Source organism: Nostoc sp. (genome assembly GCF_036916985.1).
Taxonomy (GTDB): domain Bacteria; phylum Cyanobacteriota; class Cyanobacteriia; order Cyanobacteriales; family Nostocaceae; genus Nostoc.
Genome location: NZ_JBALFD010000004.1, coordinates 43,453 through 66,781, shown reverse-complemented (window position 1 = coordinate 66,781; position 23,329 = coordinate 43,453). Strand labels below are relative to the sequence as shown.

At 42.2% G+C, this 23,329-nt stretch carries 23 protein-coding genes and 1 pseudogene; 16 read left to right on the top strand and 8 right to left on the bottom strand.

What is annotated here, in order from left to right:
- Window positions 1–14: 14 nt before the first annotated feature.
- The 3 genes from V7L07_RS00725 to V7L07_RS00715 all read left to right on the top strand — a co-directional run bounded on the left by V7L07_RS00725 (window position 15) and on the right by V7L07_RS00715 (window position 3,220).
- Complete coding sequence (locus tag V7L07_RS00725) at window positions 15–803, top strand: MinD/ParA family ATP-binding protein (protein ID WP_335054133.1); 789 nt, start codon at window positions 15–17, stop codon at window positions 801–803.
- A gap of 120 nt (window positions 804–923) precedes the next feature.
- Window positions 924–2,087 (top strand): DUF7005 family protein, encoded by a 1,164-nt coding sequence (locus V7L07_RS00720; protein WP_335054131.1) that lies wholly within the window; start codon window positions 924–926, stop codon window positions 2,085–2,087.
- 38 nt (window positions 2,088–2,125) lie between these two features.
- Entirely contained in the window at window positions 2,126–3,220 is a 1,095-nt protein-coding gene (locus tag V7L07_RS00715) for a cyclic nucleotide-binding domain-containing protein (RefSeq protein WP_335054129.1), read from the top strand.
- A gap of 53 nt (window positions 3,221–3,273) precedes the next feature.
- Here V7L07_RS00715 and V7L07_RS00710 read toward each other — a convergent pair whose 3' ends face one another.
- Together V7L07_RS00710 and V7L07_RS00705 are read right to left on the bottom strand one after the other, a co-directional pair.
- On the bottom strand, window positions 3,274–3,702 hold the full coding sequence (locus tag V7L07_RS00710; RefSeq protein WP_335054127.1) for a type II toxin-antitoxin system VapC family toxin: 429 nt from the start codon (window positions 3,700–3,702) through the stop codon (window positions 3,274–3,276).
- The gene (locus V7L07_RS00705; RefSeq protein WP_335054125.1) at window positions 3,695–3,955 is read right to left on the bottom strand and encodes a YlcI/YnfO family protein; all 261 of its coding nucleotides are present in this window, start codon (window positions 3,953–3,955) and stop codon (window positions 3,695–3,697) included. Before V7L07_RS00705 ends, V7L07_RS00710 begins: the two co-directional genes overlap by 8 nt.
- Before the next feature lie 167 nt (window positions 3,956–4,122).
- On the opposite strand from V7L07_RS00705, the gene V7L07_RS00700 reads away from it, so the two are divergent.
- The 3 genes from V7L07_RS00700 (at window position 4,123) to V7L07_RS00690 (ending at window position 6,009) form a co-directional block, all read left to right on the top strand.
- The gene (locus V7L07_RS00700) at window positions 4,123–4,416 is read left to right on the top strand and encodes a Nif11-like leader peptide family natural product precursor (RefSeq protein WP_335054123.1); all 294 of its coding nucleotides are present in this window, start codon (window positions 4,123–4,125) and stop codon (window positions 4,414–4,416) included.
- Between the two features lie 118 nt (window positions 4,417–4,534).
- The gene (locus V7L07_RS00695; RefSeq protein ID WP_335054121.1) at window positions 4,535–5,797 is read left to right on the top strand and encodes a nif11-class peptide radical SAM maturase 3; all 1,263 of its coding nucleotides are present in this window, start codon (window positions 4,535–4,537) and stop codon (window positions 5,795–5,797) included.
- Window positions 5,794–6,009 carry a hypothetical protein gene (locus V7L07_RS00690; RefSeq protein ID WP_335054119.1) on the top strand — a complete coding sequence of 72 codons (216 nt, stop codon included), beginning with the start codon at window positions 5,794–5,796 and terminating at the stop codon, window positions 6,007–6,009. Before V7L07_RS00695 ends, V7L07_RS00690 begins: the two co-directional genes overlap by 4 nt.
- A 130-nt stretch (window positions 6,010–6,139) precedes the next feature.
- On the opposite strand, the gene V7L07_RS00685 is transcribed toward V7L07_RS00690, so the two are convergent.
- A complete protein-coding gene (locus V7L07_RS00685) occupies window positions 6,140–6,832 on the bottom strand; it encodes a hypothetical protein (RefSeq protein ID WP_335054117.1) in 693 nt (230 codons plus the stop codon).
- Between the two features lie 171 nt (window positions 6,833–7,003).
- Window positions 7,004–7,495 (bottom strand): NHLP leader peptide family RiPP precursor, encoded by a 492-nt coding sequence (locus V7L07_RS00680; RefSeq protein ID WP_335054115.1) that lies wholly within the window; start codon window positions 7,493–7,495, stop codon window positions 7,004–7,006.
- Window positions 7,496–7,984: 489 nt separating this feature from the next.
- Here V7L07_RS00680 and V7L07_RS00675 point away from each other — a divergent pair, with 489 nt between their 5' ends.
- The 4 genes from V7L07_RS00675 (at window position 7,985) to V7L07_RS00660 (ending at window position 15,425) form a co-directional block, all read left to right on the top strand.
- A complete protein-coding gene (locus V7L07_RS00675; protein ID WP_335054113.1) occupies window positions 7,985–8,239 on the top strand; it encodes a bacteriocin in 255 nt (84 codons plus the stop codon).
- A 326-nt stretch (window positions 8,240–8,565) separates the two neighbouring features.
- Window positions 8,566–10,011 (top strand): NHLP bacteriocin system secretion protein, encoded by a 1,446-nt coding sequence (locus tag V7L07_RS00670; RefSeq protein ID WP_335054111.1) that lies wholly within the window; start codon window positions 8,566–8,568, stop codon window positions 10,009–10,011.
- Window positions 9,998–12,289 carry an NHLP family bacteriocin export ABC transporter peptidase/permease/ATPase subunit gene (locus V7L07_RS00665; RefSeq protein WP_335054109.1) on the top strand — a complete coding sequence of 764 codons (2,292 nt, stop codon included), beginning with the start codon at window positions 9,998–10,000 and terminating at the stop codon, window positions 12,287–12,289. The genes V7L07_RS00670 and V7L07_RS00665 overlap by 14 nt, the downstream gene beginning before the upstream one ends.
- 262 nt (window positions 12,290–12,551) lie before the next feature.
- Complete coding sequence (locus V7L07_RS00660; RefSeq protein ID WP_335054108.1) at window positions 12,552–15,425, top strand: NHLP bacteriocin export ABC transporter permease/ATPase subunit; 2,874 nt, start codon at window positions 12,552–12,554, stop codon at window positions 15,423–15,425.
- 300 nt (window positions 15,426–15,725) lie between these two features.
- On the opposite strand, the pseudogene V7L07_RS00655 reads toward V7L07_RS00660, so the two are convergent.
- From V7L07_RS00655 to V7L07_RS00645, 3 genes and pseudogenes are all read right to left on the bottom strand, one after another.
- Window positions 15,726–16,118, bottom strand: a pseudogene (locus V7L07_RS00655) (DUF3854 domain-containing protein); the annotation flags it as partial.
- Between the two features lie 416 nt (window positions 16,119–16,534).
- Window positions 16,535–18,604 (bottom strand): alkaline phosphatase family protein, encoded by a 2,070-nt coding sequence (locus V7L07_RS00650; RefSeq protein WP_335054106.1) that lies wholly within the window; start codon window positions 18,602–18,604, stop codon window positions 16,535–16,537.
- A gap of 271 nt (window positions 18,605–18,875) precedes the next feature.
- The gene (locus V7L07_RS00645) at window positions 18,876–19,079 is read right to left on the bottom strand and encodes a hypothetical protein (RefSeq protein ID WP_335054104.1); all 204 of its coding nucleotides are present in this window, start codon (window positions 19,077–19,079) and stop codon (window positions 18,876–18,878) included.
- A 128-nt stretch (window positions 19,080–19,207) separates the two neighbouring features.
- On the opposite strand from V7L07_RS00645, the gene V7L07_RS00640 reads away from it, so the two are divergent.
- A complete protein-coding gene (locus V7L07_RS00640; RefSeq protein ID WP_335054102.1) occupies window positions 19,208–19,657 on the top strand; it encodes an Hsp20/alpha crystallin family protein in 450 nt (149 codons plus the stop codon).
- A 247-nt stretch (window positions 19,658–19,904) separates the two neighbouring features.
- Here the strand turns inward: V7L07_RS00640 and V7L07_RS00635 are convergent, their stop codons facing one another.
- A complete protein-coding gene (locus V7L07_RS00635) occupies window positions 19,905–21,092 on the bottom strand; it encodes a DUF2252 domain-containing protein (protein ID WP_335054100.1) in 1,188 nt (395 codons plus the stop codon).
- Between the two features lie 623 nt (window positions 21,093–21,715).
- Here V7L07_RS00635 and V7L07_RS00630 point away from each other — a divergent pair.
- From V7L07_RS00630 to V7L07_RS00610, 5 genes are read left to right on the top strand one after another with little or no spacing between them, the layout of a single operon-like run.
- Window positions 21,716–22,195 carry a DUF302 domain-containing protein gene (locus tag V7L07_RS00630; protein ID WP_335054098.1) on the top strand — a complete coding sequence of 160 codons (480 nt, stop codon included), beginning with the start codon at window positions 21,716–21,718 and terminating at the stop codon, window positions 22,193–22,195.
- On the top strand, window positions 22,185–22,535 hold the full coding sequence (locus V7L07_RS00625; RefSeq protein WP_335054096.1) for a hypothetical protein: 351 nt from the start codon (window positions 22,185–22,187) through the stop codon (window positions 22,533–22,535). The genes V7L07_RS00630 and V7L07_RS00625 overlap by 11 nt, the downstream gene beginning before the upstream one ends.
- Window positions 22,522–22,779, top strand: coding sequence for a hypothetical protein (locus V7L07_RS00620; protein ID WP_335054094.1), 258 nt, complete (start codon window positions 22,522–22,524; stop codon window positions 22,777–22,779). Before V7L07_RS00625 ends, V7L07_RS00620 begins: the two co-directional genes overlap by 14 nt.
- Window positions 22,776–23,087 (top strand): hypothetical protein, encoded by a 312-nt coding sequence (locus tag V7L07_RS00615; protein ID WP_335054092.1) that lies wholly within the window; start codon window positions 22,776–22,778, stop codon window positions 23,085–23,087. The genes V7L07_RS00620 and V7L07_RS00615 overlap by 4 nt, the downstream gene beginning before the upstream one ends.
- A 25-nt stretch (window positions 23,088–23,112) precedes the next feature.
- On the top strand, window positions 23,113–23,274 hold the full coding sequence (locus tag V7L07_RS00610) for a hypothetical protein (protein WP_335054090.1): 162 nt from the start codon (window positions 23,113–23,115) through the stop codon (window positions 23,272–23,274).
- Window positions 23,275–23,329 lie beyond the last annotated feature (55 nt).

The window sequence follows — 23,329 nt, the reverse complement described above, 5'->3', positions numbered from 1 at the left end:
TTACGAGGTAATATATGACACAAATTATCGCAGTTCATTCATTCCGTGGCGGTACTGGTAAATCAAACTTGATTGCGAATATAGCAGCTACTATGGCGCTTCAAGGACAACGTGTAGGCATTATTGATACTGACATCCAATCACCAGGAATTCACGTTATTTTCGGACTCAACGAGAATAAAATAGAACGCGCACTCAATGATTATTTATGGGGACAATGCGATATTAAAGACGCTGCCTACGACGTGACTGATACTCTCATTGCGGAACAAGGAAATGCAGGTACTATCAAGGGTAAGCTTTATTTAGTACCTTCTAGTATTAAAGCTGGTGAAATCGCCAGAATTCTCCGTGAAGGGTATGATGTAATCCGACTCAACGATGGTTTTCAGCAACTTATTCGCAGCCTGAAACTAGACTATCTATTAATAGATACACATCCAGGATTGAATGAAGAAACCTTACTTTCTATTGGTATTTCCAATGTTCTAATAATTCTTTTACGTCCAGATAATCAAGACTTTCAAGGTACTGCGGTAACAGTGGATGTAGCCCGGAAGCTTAGAGTGCCAAAAATGTTGTTGGTAATCAATAAGGCGCTACCAAGTTTGAACTTTGCAGACTTGCAACAACAGGTTGAGAAAATCTATAACGTGCCATTAGCAGGGATTTTGCCCCTTTCCGAAGAAATGATGCAGCTAGCAAGCCTTGGTATTTTCTCCCTACGTTACTCTGAACATCCCATAAGTCAGACAATTGCAGGGATTACCGATCAGATTGCTGGTTTAGTCGTTACTCGTTAGTTATTGGGCAATTCAATTTTGGATTTTATATTTTATATTTTGGATTAAATTTCAATCTAAAATCCAAAATCTAAAATCTAAAATTCCTGCTCCCTCATCTCCCCCACTCCCCACTCGCCTATGATTCAACAATCATTTCGTACCGATGTCCTCACCTACTTTGGAGCCACTGCTACAGAGGCGGAAGAATTATTGGTATACAATCAAAACGTTTTTGATCACAAGACATTAACTCATCCTCTCAAGTTCCCCCTTACTCCTGAATTATATGTAGCTGCTTGGGAAGAATACGTTGTTGTAGCCAGAGTTGTAGGAGTATTTGAAGCACTCAAACAACGACTGGTTCAGTTCCAATTCCCCATTAAAGAAGGTATCAGCCAAACTGAAGCGTATCTGTCTGCCACTCGTAGGGGCGTTACTGCGGATGGAATGCATGAAGCGACTGGTTTAGTTTTACAACAACCTGAAAAACTCCAATTAATACTGCATCAAAGCTTGGCTGGCATCATACCAGTATTAATAACTGGAAACCGAGAGGATTTTCTTTCTTTAGTACAAGCCCTGACAAAGCGAAATGAACCCCAGCCAATTCCTAAATCTATGGGAGCCTGCATAATTAGCGGTTTTAATAACTGGGATCGAATTCGTCAGTATCGTCAAAAATGGGAGGCGGAAAATCTTGCTAGTTCAGAAATTAATTGGGCAAAAAAATTTCAACGGTTGATACCACAAAAGCAACTTTATCAGGATAAGTTGATTATTTTGAGTAATGGCGCTTATAGCAACGTTTCAGCCAGCGATATGGGACTTGAAGAATCCCAATGGCAACAGCTATCACTAACAATTCGGCTGGAACATGAATGTACACACTACTTTACACGCCGCTTGTTTAACTCCATGCGGAACAACATTCTCGATGAGCTAATTGCCGACTACAGGGGCATTGTAGCCGCTACAGGTTGTTATCGAGCCGACTGGTGTTTGCGATTTCTGGGGTTAGAGTCGTTTCCTGATTACCGAGAGGGAGGTAGACTGCAAAACTATCTGGGTAATCCACCACTTTCTGATGGGGCTTTTAGGATTCTACAGGCATTAGTGAAAACAGCCGCCGAAAATTTGCAGCGTTTTCACGCTGAGTATGCACAGAAATTAACTGATACTAATATTCAACCCTTGATGTTAACGACATTGACTTATTTAACATTGGAAGAATTAGCTTCAAAAGAGGCGAACTCGTTTATTCAACAACACTTAGATAGATTGCTGAAAACTTCGTGTATCTAGAACAATCCAAAATATAAAATTCAAAACAGGTATTATTTATGACAGAAGTTCTACTCAAAGAATTAACTACCAGTGACATTGATTGGATGATTGCAACAGGTCATCAACGAGAAATAGCTCCTGGCACTATACTTATCCAAGAAGGAAAAGCTACCGATTCTTTACACATTTTGCTAGATGGCATTTTAACAGTTAGCATTTCTCAACCAGATAATAATCCTTTAACTCGTGCTTTTGCAGCTATCGAAGGAGATGAAGTCTTCAGTCGGGAGATTGCCAGATTATCCAGTGGCGAGGTAGTAGGGGAACTTCCATTTTTAGGGAATCGCCTTACAGCTACAACTGTGAAAGCTGTAGAAAAATCTTTAGTAATGTCGATTTCACAACAGAAATTGTCAGTAAAGTTGCAGCAGGATGTTGGTTTTGCTTCACGTTTTTATCGTGCGATCGCAATTATCCTTTCCGATAGAATCCAAAGTACCATTAATCAACAGGGACGTAACAATTTAGCACAAAGTCAACCTTTGAGAGATGTCCTATTTGTGTTAGGAGGATTACATGATAGTGACATCGATTGGATAACGACTTGTGGTAAAATGCAAAAAATTCTTGCTAATACCGTACTTATCCGTGAAAGCGGGCTTGTGGATGGGCTGTATATTCTTTTAGATGGAGCAATGTCTTTATCTATTGATGACAATGAACGTAACCCCTTAGCGCGTGCTTTTGCTGCTATAGAAGGTAGTGAAATTTCTGGTAGAGAAATAGCCAGATTATCCAAAGGCGAAATCATCGGCGAAACACCCTTCATTGATGGGCGGCTGCCTTTGGCAACGGTTAAAGCGATTGAAGATTCAATTGTGTTGTCAATTGACCGACAGCAATTAGCAGCAAAGTTACAGCAAGATATAGGATTTGCATCTCGTTTTTATCAAGTTATTGCAACTTTGCTTTCTCAAAGATTGCAAGGAATGCTGAGTCAGCTTGGTTATGGTAGACGCGTTTATAGTAAAGGTTTACCGTTAGCTAAAGATGTAGAATATGAGGATGAATTGAATGATAACGTTTTAGATCGTGTAGCGATCGCAGGGAAAAGATTTGATTGGATGCTGGGGCGGTTAAAAGTAAGTTGAATTTCTGAGTATAGCAGCCCACTATTTGATGTCACTGGCAATATTGGTACTTGCTAGACTCCTAGTTGATTGACATAAGCTGGCAGTGGCAATAGTTTATTTAATAGCACTTTGTCAGCCGTCCAGAACTGTGCTTGTTCACCCTCAGCACAAGCTAAAAATGCAGCATCATAGAGTGTTGGTAGTTGATATTGTTCTGCAATCTCCCAAGCTCTGACTCTGAGCAACTGCTCGTTAATGTAATCTATGGGTAGATTGCAAAAATCTAGATAACAGCCTTCCGCTTCTTCGATTGTCAGTAAACCCATCCTGACTTTCTTACGTAATACTGAGCCTACTTCTGCCCAAGCAAAACTGGGAACAACTAAACGTGTCTGTCCCACAACTGCTTCCAGCACCAGATTATCTGCTAATGGTTCATTTTCATCAGGCACAAGATAGGCAATAAGAACGCTTGTATCCAAGCATAAGACTTTATTCACTTCGCATATCCCCTTCTCTGAGGTGATGAATGAGAACATTCACATCTGGGTGTACGCCAGTTCTAGCCTTGATTTTGGCACGTCTGGCTACGATGCTCTGATGAGTAGCAATAGCCTGTCGTCGTTTCACCTCTCGTTCCACCGCTTCAACCACTAGCTCGTTGAATGACTCTGAGCCATCTTTAAGATGTTTTGCTTTGTTTAATAGAGGAATAGGAAACCGGATTGTGACTGCTTCACGTTCCATCTTCATTTATAGCATTCAGATTATGATATCTAATTATATAACCATTTTGTGGTGAGCATCTAAAGTCGATGAATTTTAACTAAAAAAATCATAGTATTAACTAAAAATTGTTCATTGTAGCCTTAGCTGGTTTTTAATAACGTGTTAGTTACTGATTAATAGGAGTAAACTATATGTCTATAGAAAGCGCAAAAGCTTTTTATCAGAGAGTCACAACAGATGAAGCTTTCCGCACTCAAGTTGAAAGCTATCCTATTGAAGAACGTGGAACTTTCTTGCAAGCAGAAGGATATGCTTTCACTGAAGAAGAATGGGAAACTACTAGCGCTGAGATGTTAGAGGCAAATTCCACCGAGGAACTAGACGAAGCTGAATTAGAGGCGATCGCTGGTGGGATAATAAAAAGTCGCTATCCAGGTCCTGTTGCTTTGTACGGTATATTTCCAATTCCATACGACACGATTTAATACTTATTGTACTGCTATCAATATCAATCGCTGAAATTACCAAAGCTATTGTGCGTATTATATACATGTACAATCGCCTTTGACTTACCAAGCCAATACCAAAACGCTGGGCAAAACAATGTCTGAAAAGTACCGTAGAACTAGTTATGCCGTTTGGGAAATCACTTTAAAATGCAACCTTGCTTGTAGTCATTGTGGTTCGCGGGCAGGACAGGCACGGCATGAAGAACTCTCCACTGAAGAAGCCCTTAATCTTGTTCAGCAGTTAGCTGATGTGGGGATTAAAGAAGTAACTCTCATTGGAGGAGAAGCTTTTCTGCGCCCCGATTGGTTGGTAATTGCAAAAGCCATTACTCAGGCTGGTATGCTCTGCGGCATGACTACCGGAGGCTACGGCATCTCTCTGGAGATGGCACACCGGATGAAAGAAGCAGGAATTGCTAAAGTTTCTGTTTCTACCGATGGGATGGAAACAACTCACGATCGCCTCCGAGGAAAAAAAGGCTCTTGGAAATCTGGACTCAGAACCATGAGCTACCTCAAGGAAGTTGGTATTCCCTTCGGCTGCAATACCCAAATTAACCGTCTCTCTGCCCCGGAATTCCCTCGCATCTATGAGCATATCCGCGATGCAGGTGCAGGAGCATGGCAAATTCAACTGACTGTGCCGATGGGAAATGCCGCAGACAATGCAGATATTCTTCTCCAACCCAGCGAACTATTAGAACTCTATCCGATGGTGGCTCGTGTCGTTCGACAGGCTCACCTTGAAGGAGTAAAAGTTGCGGCTGGTAACAACATTGGTTACTACGGCCCTTACGAACGTTTGCTGCGGGGACAAGGTGATGAATGGGGATTTTGGCGGGGTTGTGGTGCTGGACTGTCTACTCTAGGGTTGGAGGCGGACGGTACAATTAAGGGTTGTCCTTCACTGCCAACAGCTGCTTATGCTGGTGGTAATATCCGCGATCGCTCTTTGCAAGAAGTTATTGAACAAGCTGAAGAATTGCGGTTCAATCTCAATGCTGGTACACCCGAGGGGACATCTCACTTATGGGGATTCTGCAAGACTTGCAAGTTTGCTGAGTTGTGTCGTGGGGGCTGCACTTGGACAGCACACGTATTCTTCAATCGCAGAGGTAATAATCCTTACTGCCACCACCGCGCTCTCGAATTGGCGAAGCGCGGAATCCGAGAGCGGGTTTATCCCAAAGTTCCAGCACCAGGGATTCCCTTCGACAACGGCGAGTTTGCCATTATTGAAGAACCGCTTGACGCGCCTTGGCCGGAAAACGATCCACTTCACTTTACTGCTGACTCCATCCAATGGCCAGAAACTTGGCAAGACAAACCTGAACTTTCTTATTCTGTAGCAAAATGAATCATTTAAACGAAGAAGCTGATGAAAAGCTTTTTACAGTTCAGCCAGAAACTTTATCTGAAGACTTATTAATTTCTCAGCACCTTCTACCTCGCTCTAGTTGGCAAGATGAACAAGCTTTTTTGAGAGCCATAATCAGGGCTAAACAAGCTTTAGATATGGCAGAATTGACTGCCCTTCTTTGGCAACCAAAAGCTTCTTCAACTAGTTAGAGAAGTTAAATAATAGCCAAACACTGTATAAAAAAAATAGAATTTTTAGGTGGCATCTTTATAGAGAAAGTATCTCAAAAATTGCCACCCTATATTAATAGAAATTTAGGTTAATAATGCCTACTTGACTTTATGGATCTGCTACTTCCTGGAGAAGCTTAGATGAGTAACCGTTATCCGTCACCATTTGCGGACAGCGATAACAAGCAGCTTTTCCTTCCTGCTGCCACCAACGGCAACTAGGGCGAATCTGGCAAGCTGGTAAAGTTTCCACAACAGTTGGTAACTGCTCAACGATACGCATAGCTAAACGGCAGTTTACACCATCAAAATGCTTACAAGCATCAGCTTGGCAAGACGATGCAATTCGGAAAATTTCTGTAGGCTTAACTGAGTCTGATAAAGCTAGAATTTCCTCTGTAACTGGCTGAGACTCCCTTAGATAAGCGATACTTGGTGCTTCGACAGTACCCCCTACAACACCAAACACAACAGTATTACCTATTTCTGGTTGTCCACTGGGACATAATGGCAACTTAGCCGATTCAACTACTTGTTTTAACAAATTAGCAGTTTCATTATATCTTGTTTCAAATTCTTTGGATTGAGTACTTAGATTAAGAGGCTGGTTAATATTTTCAAATAGGCTTTTCCAACCTCCGGTTTCATAAAGAGACTGAGACTTTTTCCAAGGACTAATTGTTTGACGTGCTTCAATAGCTCTTTGTCTAGCATGAATAGTAGCATTTTCTAGCTCTTCTGATTCAATGCTCTGAGGCTTCAAGATATATTTATTATGAGATAAAGATATTGATTCTTCCATAGAGTTTAATTTTATATATCTATTATTGATTGACACTAAGGTTTTTTTGCTGCCAACTTTTGAAGTCTTAGAGAGTTCGAGTTATATCGAACTCTCTAAGTTTATAACTGAGATAAAACCTATTTGAATGACTTGAAAAACAAAAAACTTCTGTAGAGTGTTTACTCGATATTATTGATAAGCTGCAACGATACCGCTGGTGTGTCCAATGCCACCTGCAATCATCATCAAATCTAATTCATTCAACTCTTCATTGGCAGTATTAACTGGCACAACCAAATGTTTAACAGTTGGCGTATCTTCATAAACACAAATTATTAAAGTATCGGACAAGTCTGTGCCTGTTACTTTTTGAATTGTGGCTTTGGGATTTTGTAGCAGTTGAGATTTGAAACTTTCATCTTGCCAAGCTTGTTGTATTACTGCTTGGAATCCAGGCACTGATTCTGTAACATTACCTACCTGAGATTCTGGCTTTAATGGTAAAACCAAATTTTTTAACTCTAAACTATCCTCATGAACTTCAACTGTAATCGAATTGGAAACATGAACACCCATCTCAGCCAATATGGATTTTGGGTTAGCAATAAAGTTATTTTTGAGTTGTTCGTCAGCCCATAAATACTCTAGAAGAGCTTCATAGTTTTTGATTTGGCTTTTCATTAATATTTACCTGCAATTTGCGTTTTGTTGATTGGATTTTGATGATATGCCAATTTATTCTTAATTAAATATTTTAAATGTACTGAAAAATACTTGTATAACTCTTCATTTATTTTTTTTGATTGAGTAGTACACAAAATACTTAAATATTCCTTCATTGACATAGCTATAAAAAGCTTTGCGTTTCGCAAAATAGAAAACTCTTCGCAAAACTTTAGTAGCTTTAGCTTAGTTTAGGTAAAAACCACACAACAATGCACAATTTTTAGACAAGACTAACATTTTTTTGTTTTTTATTGGTGTTAATTTTTTATAAAATTGCTAAAACCTTCAATTAGACTTCATAAGGGGAAGATTCTAAAAGATTAGTATAAATAATCTAAAAAAAAGTGAGTCTTAGTTAAAAATTGTGCATTGTTATTTTATTTGATGTCTTTTATTGTTTAATTACACGAAATAAGTTTAGATTTGAAACTCAAGGAGATACAAATGTCTACAACAATGTCCAAACAAGAAATTGAAGCAAAACTGACTACTTTGGCTCAAGAAAATGAGTCATTTAAACAGGATTTAATCAATAATCCTAGAGTTGCTCTTGAACGAGCTGGATTAGATTTTCTTCCTACTGATGCACAGATTATTGTTGCAGAAAACCATAATGAACAAGAGTTGTCTGACAACGAATTAGAAAATGTATCTGGAGGAAAAGCAGAAGTAAGCATTAGTATTACAATTAAGTTCTAATGATTAACTAAACATCAAATATTCTGTATTATCCTTAAGTGAGTTCTTCTCAAATTGGTTAAGCATTGGCACATACTCAATATGTATACTTGTAGTTTGTGTTATTAAGAGAAGATCCTTGCTTAAGGATTCCTATATATTCAATAAACTTTTAAAGTTAACATGTCCAATAAATATTGGTAGATTAGGATTTTTTATGAAAAATTGAAACCATTATCTAAACTACTGAATTGTGCTTTTTTGCATTATTTTATATCCTATTTCTCTAAATGTATTTACTGAAAATAGTTAATAATAACTAAACTTGTTTTGATAAAAAAATGTAAATGTTAAATCAGAAGCGCAGCCTATTTCGCAAAGAATCCTTAGAGCGTCTCTCTTCTCCTGAAAGACTTGACCAACTGATGCATGTAGTCAGCCCCAGAAGTTGGCTACCTCTTGTGGCCTTGGGTTCGGTAGTTGGAGTAGCCGTTATCTGGAGCATTTACGGTCGCATCCCCATTACTGTTGAGGGTCAAGGGGTACTGATTTACCCCAGCAATGTTGTGCAACTGCAATCAAAGAGCGTTGGACAGTTAATGGCTCTCAATATTAAAGTTGGGGATGTTATTAAAAAAGGGCAAGTACTGGCGACCATTGACCAGGCTGAACTTCGCAAGCAATTGCAACAGCAACAAGCTAAATTAACGGAATTAGAATCACAAGACCAAGCAGTTGGTTCGCTACAAGGGCAAAGGCTGGAACAAGAAAAACGATCGCAACAACAACAAACCCACTACCTCCAGCAACGTATACTGGAATTGCGATCTACAACGCCTCTTCTCAAAACCAAAGGCAATACGTCTATTGGACAGCAACGCCAAGGTTTAGAACAGCGCCTCAAGCAAGCCCAAGCTCTAACTCCTGTTTTCCTCCAGAGAATGGAAATCCGCAAACAGCTATTCAAAAAAGAGGGAGCGATTTCTGGTGATGAAGCACTTACGGCTGAACAAGAATATTTGCAAAACCAGGAAAAAATTGTTGATATCCAAAATCAGTTGAAAGAACTGGATGTAAAAGCGACGCAAACAGAAAAAGATTATCGGGAAAACCTCAGTACCATTTCTGACTTGCAAGCTCAGTTGAAAGAACTAGACAGCAAACAGGCTTCTGTGGCTCAACAAGACCTCGAAAGTGTCACCACCCGACGAAAAGAGATTCAAGATGTTAAGCGACAAATTGCCCAATTAGAAGTGCAATTAGGCAATGATAGTCAGATTATTAGTCAATATAGCGGACGCGTTTTAGAAATCACGCTGACACCAGGACAAGTTGTTAGCGCCGGAACTCGCCTCGCAACTATTGAGGCGGAAAATCCTAAAAGTAAGCTGGTTGGCGTTACCTATTTTCCTGTTGCTGATGGGAAGAAAATTCAGCCGGGGATGAAAATCCAAATTACTCCCCAAACGGTGAAGCGGGAACGCTTTGGTGGCATTGTGGGTAATGTTACCAGCATCTCACGCTTTCCGATTACTAAAGAAGCAGCCGCTAATGAGGTGGGCAATTCCGAAGTGCTAGAAGGTCTAGTATCTCAACAACAAGGACTGATACAAGTATTCTCTGAGCTTGAGCCAGATTCCACAACGCCAAGTGGATATAAGTGGTCTTCTTCCATAGGGCCACATCTGAAAATTTCTTCGGGAACTACTACTGTTGTGCGAGTCAACGTGGAAGAACGCGCTCCCATCACTTTCGTTTTACCTATCTTGAGGTCGGTCAGTGGTATCTACTAAATCTACTTTAGTAACACCGTTTAATCCTTGGCAGTATTTACAAAAATTACTGCCACGCCCAAGCATTCGGGTAAAAACACCTACGCTTTTGCAAATGGAAGCTGTGGAATGTGGTGCTGCGGCTTTGGGAATTATTCTCGGTTACTACGATCGCATTATACCACTGCCACAACTGCGGCGAGATTGTGGAGTTTCCCGTGATGGTAGTAAAGCATCTAATATGCTCAAAGCTGCTAGAAGTTATGGATTTGAAGCTAAAGGGTTTAAGAAACAACTCAAGCAACTGCAAGAATTGCGTCCTCCATTTATTGTCTTTTGGAACTTCAACCATTTCCTTGTTGTAGAGGGATTTCGCAATGAGCGAGTTTATCTCAATGACCCCGCTACGGGGCCGCGTCATGTTTCTTTACAGGAATTTGACGAGGGGTATACGGGTGTGGTGCTGGTGATTGAACCAGGCGCGGAGTTTATTAAAGGTGGTCGTAAACCCAGCATGATTTTATCTCTGTGGTCACGGCTACAGGGTGCTGGAGATGCTTTAGCTTACTCTCTGGTTGCGGGATTTTTCTTAACGGTGATTGGGTTGGTAGTACCTGTGTTCAGCCAAGTGTTTGTAGATGACATCTTGGTGGAGGGACGGCAATTATGGCTGCGTCCTTTGCTTGTGGGCATGGCGATCGCTGCTATACTCCAAGGATCGCTAACTTTACTACGGTTGCGCTATCTGCGCCGCCTAAAAATCAAACTGGGTGTAGGGATGTCCAGCCGCTTCCTCTGGCATATCCTGCGGCTACCAGTTAGCTTTTATGCTCAACGTTTTGCTGGAGAAATCAGTAACCGGACTACTCTCAATGACCAAGTTGCTGATGTTCTAGCAGGAAAGTTGGCAACTACAATCATTGATACTTTGATGGTGGTTTTTTATGGCTTAGTCATGGTGCAATATGACTGGGTGCTGACCTTAATGGTGGTCAGCTTCGCTGCTGTGAACGTCTTAACTTTACAGTGGATTTCTCGACAACGGGTAGATGCTAATCAAAAATTGATACAAGAGTATGGTAAAGCGGCTGGGTTATCCATTGCTGCACTTCAAAGTATTGAAACACTCAAAGCATCGGGGTTGGAGTCAGATTTCTTTTCGCGGTGGTCAGGTTATTACACCAAAGCTCTAAATTCTCAGCAGGAGTTAGGAGTAACAAACCAGACATTCTCTGTATTACCGACGCTGTTATCCGCTCTTTCTTCGATGTTGTTGTTGGTTATCGGTGGTTTCCGGGTAATGGATGGACATATCAGCATTGGGATGCTCATCGCTTTTCAAGGTTTAATGTTAGGTTTCCAGCAACCTGTTAACAATCTCGTCAACTTTGGTACTACTCTCCAGGAATTGGAGGGGAATTTGATTCGCCTGGATGATGTGCTGGATAATCCCATTGGGGAGGAGTTAGGAGTTAGGAGTGAGGAGTTAGGAGTTAGGGAGGAGGGGTTAGGAGTTAGGAGTGAGGAGTTATCTATCCCTCTCATCTCCTCATCTCCCTATTTTCTTCCGAAATTACAGGGTTATGTAGAGTTGCGGAATATCACTTTTGGTTATAGCCGCCTGGAAGCGCCATTAATTGAAAACTTTAATCTCTCAATTAAGCCGGGACAGCGAGTAGCTTTGGTAGGTGGAAGCGGTTCTGGGAAGTCTACTATTGCTAAAGTCGTGAGCGGACTTTATCAACCTTGGGCGGGTGAAGTTTGCTTTGATGGTAAATCTAGAAATCAGATTCCCCAACAACTACTTACCAATTCTGTTGCAATGGTGGAGCAGGAAATTTTGCTGTTTGGCGGTTCGGTTCGGGATAATTTGACCCTCTGGGATACTACTGTACCAGATAAAAACCTGATGCGGGCTTGTCAAGATGCCGCGATCGCTGATGTAATTCTTTCTATGTCTGGAGGATTTGATGCTGAACTCATAGAAGGTGCTGCTAATTTAAGTGGTGGTCAGCGACAACGCTTAGAAATCGCTCGTGCTTTGGTAAATAACCCTTCCATACTTGTCATGGATGAAGCTACCAGCGCCCTAGATGCAGAAACAGAACAAATCATTGACCAAAATCTCCGCCGCCGGGGATGCACCTGTATAATTGTCGCTCACCGATTAAGCACTATCCGCGATTGCGATCTAATTATTGTTCTAGAACGCGGAAAGGTTGTACAACAAGGCACTCACAAAGAATTATGGCAAGTTGACGGAGTATATTCGCGGTTAATTCGCACTGAAGGGGGGTAACAATTAAAAATTAAAAATTATTGATGTATCAAATATTCTTTTACCCCACCCTAACCCTCCCCGTATGTATTGGGGAGGGAACTGGATTTCTTGTTTCCCCCCAATATATCGGGGGGATTAAGGGGGGTAATCATTCGATTAATATCACAACCACTTTTCAAACAACCTCTTAAACCCCTTAATTTAGAATTAATGAGTATTTGAACTCCATTAATGAGCCTACGAATTACGAATTACGAATTATTTTACTCCCGCTTTCAAAATGCTAATAGGTCAAATTTACATAATTAATGGCAATGAACCGATTCTACTGAATGACCCTTCTAGAGTTTGGGTAGTTCAGTCTGGCTCTATGGCCTTGTTTGCTGTCACACTCAAAGATGGCGTTATCGAAGGAACTCGCCGTTATCTATGCAGTATTAATCAAGGTGAAGCACTTTTCGGAACTGCTAATCAACATCGTCAGATTTTAGCAGTTCCAATTGGAGAGACAGAATTACTACAAGTACATCAAGAATGTTTTCGGGAGTTAGTAGCCAATGCAGATGCAATTGCTCTAACTTGGATAGAAACATGGCTGTTGCAACTCGGTGGTGTATTCTCCCAAGTGACTATGCCAAAAATTCAGGTGAAGGCTAAGGAAGAAGTACGATTTTCCTTAAATAATGCTCAGACTTTCCAGCCCGAAGCGGGTGTCATCTGTTGGGTACAACTTCACCAAGGAACTGTCCGCTTTCTGGGGTTTGAGGAAATCACCTTAACGCCAACCACTGCAACTTTTCCCCTCACTGATAAAATGTGGTTGGAAGCTGTGGAAGGAGTTCAACTGACAACTAACACTACCAGCGAATTTCCAAATCCAGATACACTGCTGGCTGGGTTATCTCAGTTCCATACTCAACTCTTGCAATGCATCAATATTATAGATGAGCAAGAAGCACAAACAGAAATAATCCGGTTGCGCGATCGCCAACGCCTAAATCGTCAAGTCACGGCGGAAGCAATAGGAGAGTTAGTATCAACTTTGAATTCCCAAGACGGGGACTTTTTCTTAGAAGGTACTCCTTTACTGGTGGCGGCTGGTGCTGTTGGTAGAGCAATGGGGATAAAAATTCGTCCCCCGTCTCGTTCAGAAAACCTCAAGCGGCTCAAGGAACCTTTAGAAGCAATTGTTCGAGCTTCCCGGATTCGGATGCGGCGGGTGCTGTTGCGAGATAACTGGTGGGAAAAGGATTCTGGCGCTTTAATCGCCTATACCCAAGATAATCGCCCAGTGGCACTACTACCTATTTCTCCAACTCGTTATGAAATTTTTGACCCAGTTGAACGTACCCGTGTCAAAGTGGATGAACAGATAGCTGCAACATTGGCTCCTGTTGCTTATATGTTTTATCGCTCTTTGCCCGATAAAGCACTCAAAGCTATTGATATAGTGAAGTTCACACTTCAAGGACATAGCCAAAGTCTACTAGCAATTGTATTTAGTGGCATTGCGGTAACGCTGCTGGGGATGATTACACCTTATGCCACATCAATTATTATAGATAATGCAATTCCCGATAGCGATCGCGGTTTATTACTGCAAATCGGCTTAGGTTTGCTGGTTGCAGCTTTGGGTACAGCTTTATTTCAGCTAACACAGGGTTTTGCTCTGTTGCGGATGGAATCGGCTGGCGATGCTTCCACCCAAGCGGGGGTATGGGATCGGTTGCTCAACTTGCCAGTGTCTTTTTTCCGACAATACACAACCGGGGATCTACTATCCCGCATCACATCGGTAAGTACAATTCGCCGCAAACTCAGTGGGACAACTCTGATTAATTTGATTACGAGTTTGTTTGCACTGTTTTATTTGGGACAGTTATTTTATTACAACTACAAATTAGCTTTCATTGCCGTTGGAGTTGCGGTAGTTGCGATCGCACTCACCACCCTCTCTGGTATGCTGCTGTTAACCAAGGTGCGTCCGCTACTGGAAATCCGGGGTAGTATTTTTGGGCAAACAGTGCAGCTAATCAATGGTATTTCTAAACTGCATATTGCTGGCGCACAAGAACGCGCCTTTGCCGCTTGGAGTAAAAATTACACTCGCCAAATTAAGCTGGAACTGAGTACACAACGCATAGAAGATGCCGTTGTCCTGTTCAATACAGTTATGCCCATACTCACTTCTGGAATATTGTTCTGGTTTACGATTAAACTGCTGGAAGTTCCGCAAACTTCAGGAACAGTTGAATTATCTCTTGGCACCTTCCTGGCTTTCAACACAGCTTTTGGTAACTTTACCAGAGGCACTACAAACCTCAGCAACACAGTTACAGAAATTTTGCAAGTCATCCCCCAATGGCAACGCACACAGCCAATTTTGGCAACTATCCCAGAGGTGGATTTGTGCAAAGCTAATCCCGGTAGAATCATAGGGAAAATTACCGTAGACCATGTTACCTTTTGTTATCGCAGTGATGGCGCACTAACCTTGGATGATGTGAGTATCTCTGCCGAACCAGGAGAATTTATAGCTTTGGTAGGCGCTTCTGGCAGTGGTAAATCGACATTACTGCGATTACTACTGGGATTTGAGACTCCCCAAGCAGGTAGTGTTTATTACGATGGTCAAGATTTGTCTGGGTTAGATGTGGATGCAGTGCGCCGACAATTGGGCGTAGTTTTACAAAATGGTCAGCTAAATTCCGCTTCCATTTTCGAGAATATTGCAGGTGGGGCACTGATGACCTTAGATGAAGCTTGGGAAGCAGCGCGAATGTCTGGATTTGCTGATGATATCACCACCATGCCTATGCAAATGCATACTGTGGTCAGCGAAGGGGGTAGTAATCTTTCTGGAGGACAACGCCAAAGATTGTTGATTGCTCGTGCTTTGGCATTAAAACCCCGGGTTTTATTTTTTGATGAAGCTACCAGTGCCCTTGATAACAAAACTCAGGCTATTGTGAGTGAAAGCTTAGATAAATTACAAGTTACCAGAATTGCGATCGCTCATCGACTTAGTACCATCCGTAATGCTCACCGGATCTATGTACTCCAAGCAGGTAGAGTTGTCCAACAGGGAACTTTTCATGAGCTAGCTACTGTTGAAGATCTGTTTGCCCAGTTAATGGCTCGGCAAATGGGCTAGTTACTTAAGATTTATGAAAGCTGCGGATACATGATTTGCCCTAAACCGCCACCAACCAATCACAGACCACAGACCTACACCCGCTCCCAAAGTTAACCCCAACCTCCCACTGCCCCAAATACCCATTCCAGTAAGGCGAGTCGCTTTGCTCCAATTCAAAATGCAAAATTCAAAATGCAAAATTAATTTTGCATTTTGAATTAAAAAACCTCAGCCTCACCAACTTGGGAGACAAGCTCAGTTATATGGTCAATCTCCAGTACATCTGACTCTCGCAAATACAATCCGCAGTGAGTACATTTACCCTTTTGTGACTTCAGGAGCGTTGCTACCCTCGTAGTCGTTTCGGGGTGTTCTCCCATTCTTGTACTCCAGTAAATTAGGTTGCCATCGTAGGGACTGGCATCGCCTTTGACTTTCACATGACGGATAATCTTTGTTTCCGTGTGCGATCGCCTTTGGATAAGTTAGCAGAGTAAACAGCTTGATTTCCCACAATTCCAGTGCAACGGCAGTGTTGTAGATTGCGTCAAATGCCGGCTGACCCTTGGCGACGATAAAATCATCAACCCCTTTCTCAAGGCCTTCAGGTAAATCAATCACTCGCAGCGAACAACCCTCATTTACCAGCAGCCGTCCCATGCGACTGATAGCGGTTCTCACCCGTTGGACTGTTTCAGGTTTGTTGTCTTGGTCAAAGTTAAACTAAGCGATTCCCTCACGAGAACCGCTCGTCTTCAAAACCGTGCTTGATACTTTCGCATCACACGGCTCCTCAGTAATAAGGCTCTTGTCATAAATTTTGAAGTGGCGCAGTCCATTCAATAAGGAGAATTGGCAATTGTGGGGACAACTGTTTAGTTAAAAAAAGTAATGAGGTTATTCCACCTTCTCTGTTAAATAACTTCTCTGCTAAATAACAGTAAACATACTTTAGTTACTCATAAGTCTTAGTTAAATACCTATATGGGGGCATTGATTTTGACATAAGGCATGATGCGAACGCTCTTTTTTCCTCTTTGAATTGGGAGCGGTCAAGCTACTGAATAGTAGTTTGACTCCGCATCCCAGGCGGTGGAGAAGTTAGCACTCCTATAAGAACGAAGTAGTTACTTTCTAATCTTGAGAGCTTTTCCCTGAACAGTTGGGGCAGAGGGAACACCTAGTAAACTGTTGATAGTGGGGGCTATATCGATATTGTGAATTGTGCCGATATTGCCACGGCGCTTGATGTCGGGGCCTGCGGCATAGAAAATGGCACTGAGATTAGGTATTTTGGGATCGTAGCCATGCGCCCCATAGAAGTTAGGCACAGAAAAAACTGAATTATCCGCGTCGCCTAAACGAGTTACAGCCGGAGTTTGTCTTCCGTCAAAGTTATATCCTTCACCCATGATTGCAAAGACATCACCGGTATCTTGACCAACAAATTCACTTGTACCCAGTCCAAAACTTGGGTCGTTTAAATTAGTTGGTAGGGGACGAGGGTATATCTGGTCAAAAACTGCCTTTTTTTGTCGCCCAAGGACATAGTTAGGATTGGTGTCTACTAATTCTCGCAAAGCTGTGATGATTTGTTGTTGTAGAGTTACATATTCAGCACGAGTGACAACGCCGTTGGGTTCACGCCCAAGAAGATTGATATATATGTTGGCGGCTGGCCCTGATGTCACAGCACGGACTCTAGTTAAGTCAAAACCTCTATTTCTGAAGTAGTTATTAAGGTTAACTTCTGTATGGAAGGCAGAAAAACCGTGGTCGGAAACAACTATGATGTTACTATTAGGTTGACCTTGACGATTTGTACCTACTGCGTTGATAATGCGTTCTACAGCATTATCAGCAGCCCGGTAAGCTGTCTCTAGATAGCTTCTATATCGAGTGACTTTGGTTTGATCTTGTCCTACGCCAATAGAGGATGGATTTGTGGGGTCACTGGGCTGGCGAGAATCAGTTAAGAGAAACTGGTGTTCCGATCCATCTGGTTGTTCAATATAAACCATAACTAAGTCGGCATCAGGGTTTTGGTTGATTGCTCTCAATGCCAGTCGAGTTTGATAGTCTACAAACAGTTGAACTTGGTCTTCGTAAATAGCTTCTAGCTCCCTGTCGGGGAAAGTTGTAAATCCAGGGCTGAGGCGTTCTGGAATCCGAAAATCAGACTGAGGAACCCAGAAGCCAACATTGCTGAGAATATCATTAACACTAGTTTGTGCTGCCGGATTTTGAGGAATCGCATTCGCAGAATAACGGGCAATCCGCACGATGTTCAGGTCAGGGGCAAGATTGCTGACGTAAAATGCTGTTCCTGCCTGGTTGGAACTACCTTCTAAGTAAAATAGACTAGAACGGCGATCGCACGCTTTGATATATGCAGGGCCAGTTGCAGGTAAGCTAAAAGGCCCGGCTGGAATCCCAATTTGAGCATCAAAGAAGACTAGGGTATCATAGTTGGTCTTGCGATCGTTGCTTGTATCTAATGCCGCAACTTGGATATCATAACTAATACCACCAACAGTAAAGCGATCGTTTAAAGCAGCTTGCTGAATTGGGCTATAGGAAACTCTTCCGGCATTATTGAGTTGACTAACTATTTGGCTAGAAGCTGGACTAAAGTTAGCGGCGGTTAAACTAAAACCACTCGCACCTACCCCAGCAAAAGCACCAAAGGGAACTGTGTACGATACAGTTCTTCTGTTAGCAGGTTGAATAATTGGGCTATTGGCTAAACCCGGTACTGGCACATCAACTCCATCTGCACCGGGAAAGGTAGCAGCCACAACTTTCTTCCCATTTTGCTGGAGTCCAACCCACACAGGTTCAGCAGTAGCTTGTAAACTGGCAGCAGGCCCAAAAGTTGAATAACCACCAATGGGAGCGCCAAAACCACTGATATTAGAAGTAAAGGGACTAGCAACCAAGTGGAATGTGTTACTGTTAATGTCATTGCGAGCTGCGGTTGAACCTGTACCAATTGCTATATGACAAGCCGCAGTTAGGGATGCACTACAAGTAATGTTTCGCTCTGCGTAAACTCCTTCCCTTTTCAGAAGTCCCAATCCCTGTCTTCGACTCAGCACACCTTTTTTAAGATACTGTTCCACAAAATCTGGTGTTGCGCCATCCAGGGAAATCAAAATCACTTTCGGGTGTGGTGTACTTGATACGGTTTTAGCCACTATGGAATGTAGAGTTAAGCTGAAAAAAAAAGTCACAAGCACCACAATGGATAGGCGCATAAGTAACTTATGTCTCAAAGTCTGCCATAGCCACTCAAATGCTTTGTTTATCCCATTGAATTTTAAATATCTGCTCACTTGTCCTCCCTAAGTAAAATGCCCTAACTTGATTGAGATGATTAATCCTCAATTTATTCAAGGTATCTTAACGAAAGACTATGAAAATCTTAAGTATTGGAGTACGGTACACGTCTAGAGGATGGCTTTTTCATCATTCCATCTCTTGAACAGCGCTTGGTAGAATGATTACACAATTGCTTTTTGGCTGTGCCGACAACAAAATATGCCCACTTCTGGCTAAAATAAGAACGTGATGTGTAGTCAAATTCAAGTCAGCATTTATAGGGTTTGCCGAACCAAAAAAATTGCAGTTTTCTACACCTTGTAATTCCCCTAATAATTCTTGGGTAATCATCAATTATTTGGTGATAATAACCGAATTTACAAGCTTCTTCGTTCTCAATAATATGGGAATCAAAGCAAGGAATTAAATCCGAAGTTGGTTGAGTAAAAAACTACTATTGGTACGAGGGATAAATTAATATGCTAGTTCGTTACAACCCCTGGCAAGAATTGAACGCTCACTTAAGTCACATCAACGGTTTATTTGGAGATACCAGAGTAGCACCTGCACGGTTTGACAGAGATTTTATCAAAGTTCCGGCTGCTGAGTTGCACGAAACTGATGATGCTATTCATGTGAAGCTAGAACTCCCAGGACTGGAAGCTAAAGACTTAGATATTCAAGTCACCCAAGACGCTGTTCACATTAGTGGTGAGCGCAAGTCCCAAACTAAAACTGAAAACAATGGCACTACAAGAAGTGAATTCTACTATGGTAAATTCCAACGTGTAATTCCTCTATCTGCTCGGATTCAAAACACTAATGTCACCGCAGATTATAAAGACGGCATTTTGAATTTGACACTGCCTAAGTCCGAGCAAGAAAAGAACAAAGTTGTCAAAGTTAATCTTGAACTTCCTGCTGCATAGTGCGAAACTACTCTACCTCCAATGATTGATTGAGATAGCTAAGAGCTTGGTTATGACATGACCAAGCTATGAGTGTATGCGATGTTTACGACGGGCTGCGCCTATGCTCCTCTCGTTTCCTCTAAGAATTAGGGCGATCGCTTTTTTCTTCTAAGAATTGGGTGGGGCGATCACAGAGCGAGTAAAAATTCAAAAATATGACTAAAGTCACTGAGTGCGATTGCTTTTCAGCAGGCAGTTTGCACAATCATGATTTTTGACAGAATTCTTGGTAATCTAGTTCTACTTGCAAAGAGTAGCTGATTGCATACTCTAAGATTTGATTACGCCAATCAGATAAGTGAGCAAACTTGATTAAATCATCTGCGATCGCAGAACCTTGTCTACCACCACTGCGTAATTGATCCCACGCTGTCACTTCACCCATTGTCTGCATCAACTTCTCTAAACGTTCCAGCTTTCCATCCCACGCCTGTAAACTCACCCGATCTTGTACTGGCTGCAACTCTCGCAAAACATAAGATTTATTCCCCTCAACTATTACCCCTAAAAGAGCAGGTGGGGTTCCTTGCACCCGTTGTTGGATAGCTACTACCCGTGCAGATTCACTCGACCAATCCGGCTGAGGTAGTGTTAAATAGGGTTGTAATGAGGAAGTTTTTGTTTGCTTCAAATCTAAGAGATAATTGCCATCAGGAGAACCTTTACCTTCTACCAAAACTGCATAACGTTCTAACCCTAAACTACCTGTACCAGCTATTCGCTGTTGTACATCTAAAACTTGATAAAAATTAGCATCTTTTTGTGTAGATTTGTGCCAATTGGAGATGAGTTTTGTGATTTTTTGCTGTTCTGCTTCTGTGGCTTCCATAACGCGTTTCTTGTCAATAATTAAGTGCCGCTTACCTTTCTTTTCCTTGGTATGCTGATCTAAAAATTCTGGGCGAAGGCGGTCTTTTAAACTCCTTAATAAATCTTTAACTAAGCCCGAAGCGGTTTCCTTTTCTACACTTCTAGCAGTACCTTTAGCTAAAGCATTGCTGTAAGCATCAAGAAAGGAATTGCTTAAATGCAATGCTTCTGATTCATTCACCTTCAACGCGTGAGAGCCAACTATTACACTAGTAATAAATCTCACCACATCCCAGGTGCAAGGAGCAAGACAGGCTTCATCAAAATCATTAATGTCAAAGTAAACTAATCGGTTATCACCTTTATAACTACCAAAGTTTTCCAGGTGCAAGTCACCACAAATCCATACTGGCGGGGCTGCATTCAGTGGGGAATCTTTAGGGAAGTCTTCGTAAAATAAATGACATGTGCCACGATAAAAAGTAAAAACATCAGAACGCATTGCCTTGTATTTTAATTCAAGTAATTTTGGGTTGCGTCCAAGGTTAAAGTGATGAATTCTGTCAATGATATTGTTTGTCATAATTTTTGGTTTTATGCTGTAAAATATAGCATATTTCAGTTAAGTGAAGTACATAGATAAAACCTGAACCCCCCGCTCCCCCCTGCCTTTGAGTCAACAGCAGTACCACCCCCGACAATCTCCGTCATCACCAGTCAGTATTCGGTCATGCTCTTTGGAATTGTAGTAGTACTCAAAGGTTTACCATACTGAGTACTGAGTGCTGAGTGCTGAGTAAAGACGATTGAATACTCAGTACTTTTGCAGTATGGTAAAAGCCCCGCCCGAAGTCAAGCGGAATCAACAATTCGTTTGTAGGTTGATACCCCGCCTCTTGTGGCGCGGTCTTTCATCTCAGCACTCTAAGCCGAGGAACTCAGCACTCTTCATTATCAGTGCTGGTCTGCTTGTGATGTATCTGGTATTCTCGGCATTTACCGAGATGGGGACAAAGCTACCGTGGAACAAGTAGAGGGTGCAGTGTTGTCAGTGCGATCGCTGCCCCAGCTACCAACGAAGCGTAGGCGTAGCCCGTCGCAGACATCGCTTATTCTACTCAGAAGGTGATGATATTCTCATCAGATTCATCACAAATTAAAACACGTCTGTTTAAAAACTAGATTCGGTTATACAACATAACAGCCATGAGAACCATCATTGACATGAACCACCAAGTGGTAAAAGTGACTTCGACCTTTGACGATTTTACCCGGAACCTTGAAGTGGCGCTGGGCCGCCTAGACCCAACGATTATTCAAAAAGTAGGAGCAGAACCGGCATTCGTCGAAGCGCACCTGAAGCTTAGGGGAGGCGAAGAGGACTTAATTCTGTTTGATATCCAAAACCACGGCCAGCTGTTGACTATAGTGGGTACGCCTAAAAAGGCCAAGCAGTATGTGGTAGGCAATCCGTTGATTGCCATTCAAATGACACAGCACGACATCCGAGCGGCGCTGTACGCGCCCTTACGTCTGCTGGTGTATGAAGCAGCGGATCAGTCGGTTTATGTTGAATATGATTTACCCTCGTCGCTGTTCGGGCAGTTTGGCAATGCGGAAGTAACCAAGGTAGCCGAGTCCCTGGATCTGAAATTGGTGAATTTGATAGCCAAGGTTGATCAATAAAACATTCACTACGGCTGCTCCCGCTTGGAATTTCCCCTCTACGAGAAGCTACTCGCGTTCGCTTGATTGGGGCGATGCCAACGGCTGCAAGCTACGCAGTATTAACTTTTTTTCCTCTAAGAAACTAGTGCGATCGCTACAAAACTCGCGTGTAGTTGGGGCGGATGAAACAAGCTTTGCTCAGGGAAACGTTGATGGACGCAATTCAAAAAAGAGTCAAGCTTGGCTGTGGGTTGCAGTTACAACGCCACATGCTTCAAGTCGGCAAAGCCGCTCAACGCAGTGGCTCCCCTTGGTGACATTTTTAATGACGACACAGAAATTGCATGAAAAATTTTAGGCTGATTTCTCACAAAGTCAACACCCTAGTCACTCACAGTTATATACATTTGAGCGATCCAATCGATAAAACAATACATCGAACTGAGTCGCGATCGCCTCTGGCAGCACTTAAGCCCATCGCCTCCCTTTTTACTAAAAGTGAATTTAAGTTCCTGCTTAACGTCAAAATCTTGAGTGATTATAAGCTATATCGTTCTGAATACTGCAATCAGTTGATGTCAAAAATATCCAGGGCGCAATGAAGAATATTACAACTCTGCCGCATATTCCTGGACGCAACTTTGCCGGAGTCGTTGTTGCAGGCGCTCAAGATTGGATTAGCAGAGAAGTTTGGTGGACAGGCGGCGATTTGGGGTTCACGCGGGATGGGACTCATGCTGAATTTCTGTTGTTGCCGATCGCTGCGGTTCGACCAAAACCGAGAATATTGAGTATGGAGGAAGCTGCCTCGGTTGGGGTAACTTATGTGACCGCTTGGGTGTGTGTTATGGAAGCTGCCCAAGCACAAGCGGGCGAAACTTTGCTTGTCGTCATTGGTGCAGAGGGGTAGGCAGTGCAGCGACACAGATTGCCAAGTGGAAGGGAAGAGATTGCGGGTACTGGGAACAGTACAACGGGATAGCGATCGCAACTCAGTGCAGCAATCGAAAGTCGATGTTGTGATTAATTCCGAAACTGAGGTGTCTTCTAAAAAATATTATTTAGATTGTTGTATTAAATATTCATTGCATACGTAAGATTTGATTAGCGATCGCTCTCCAGGTGGGATCATCTCACAAAATCGCATTGCTC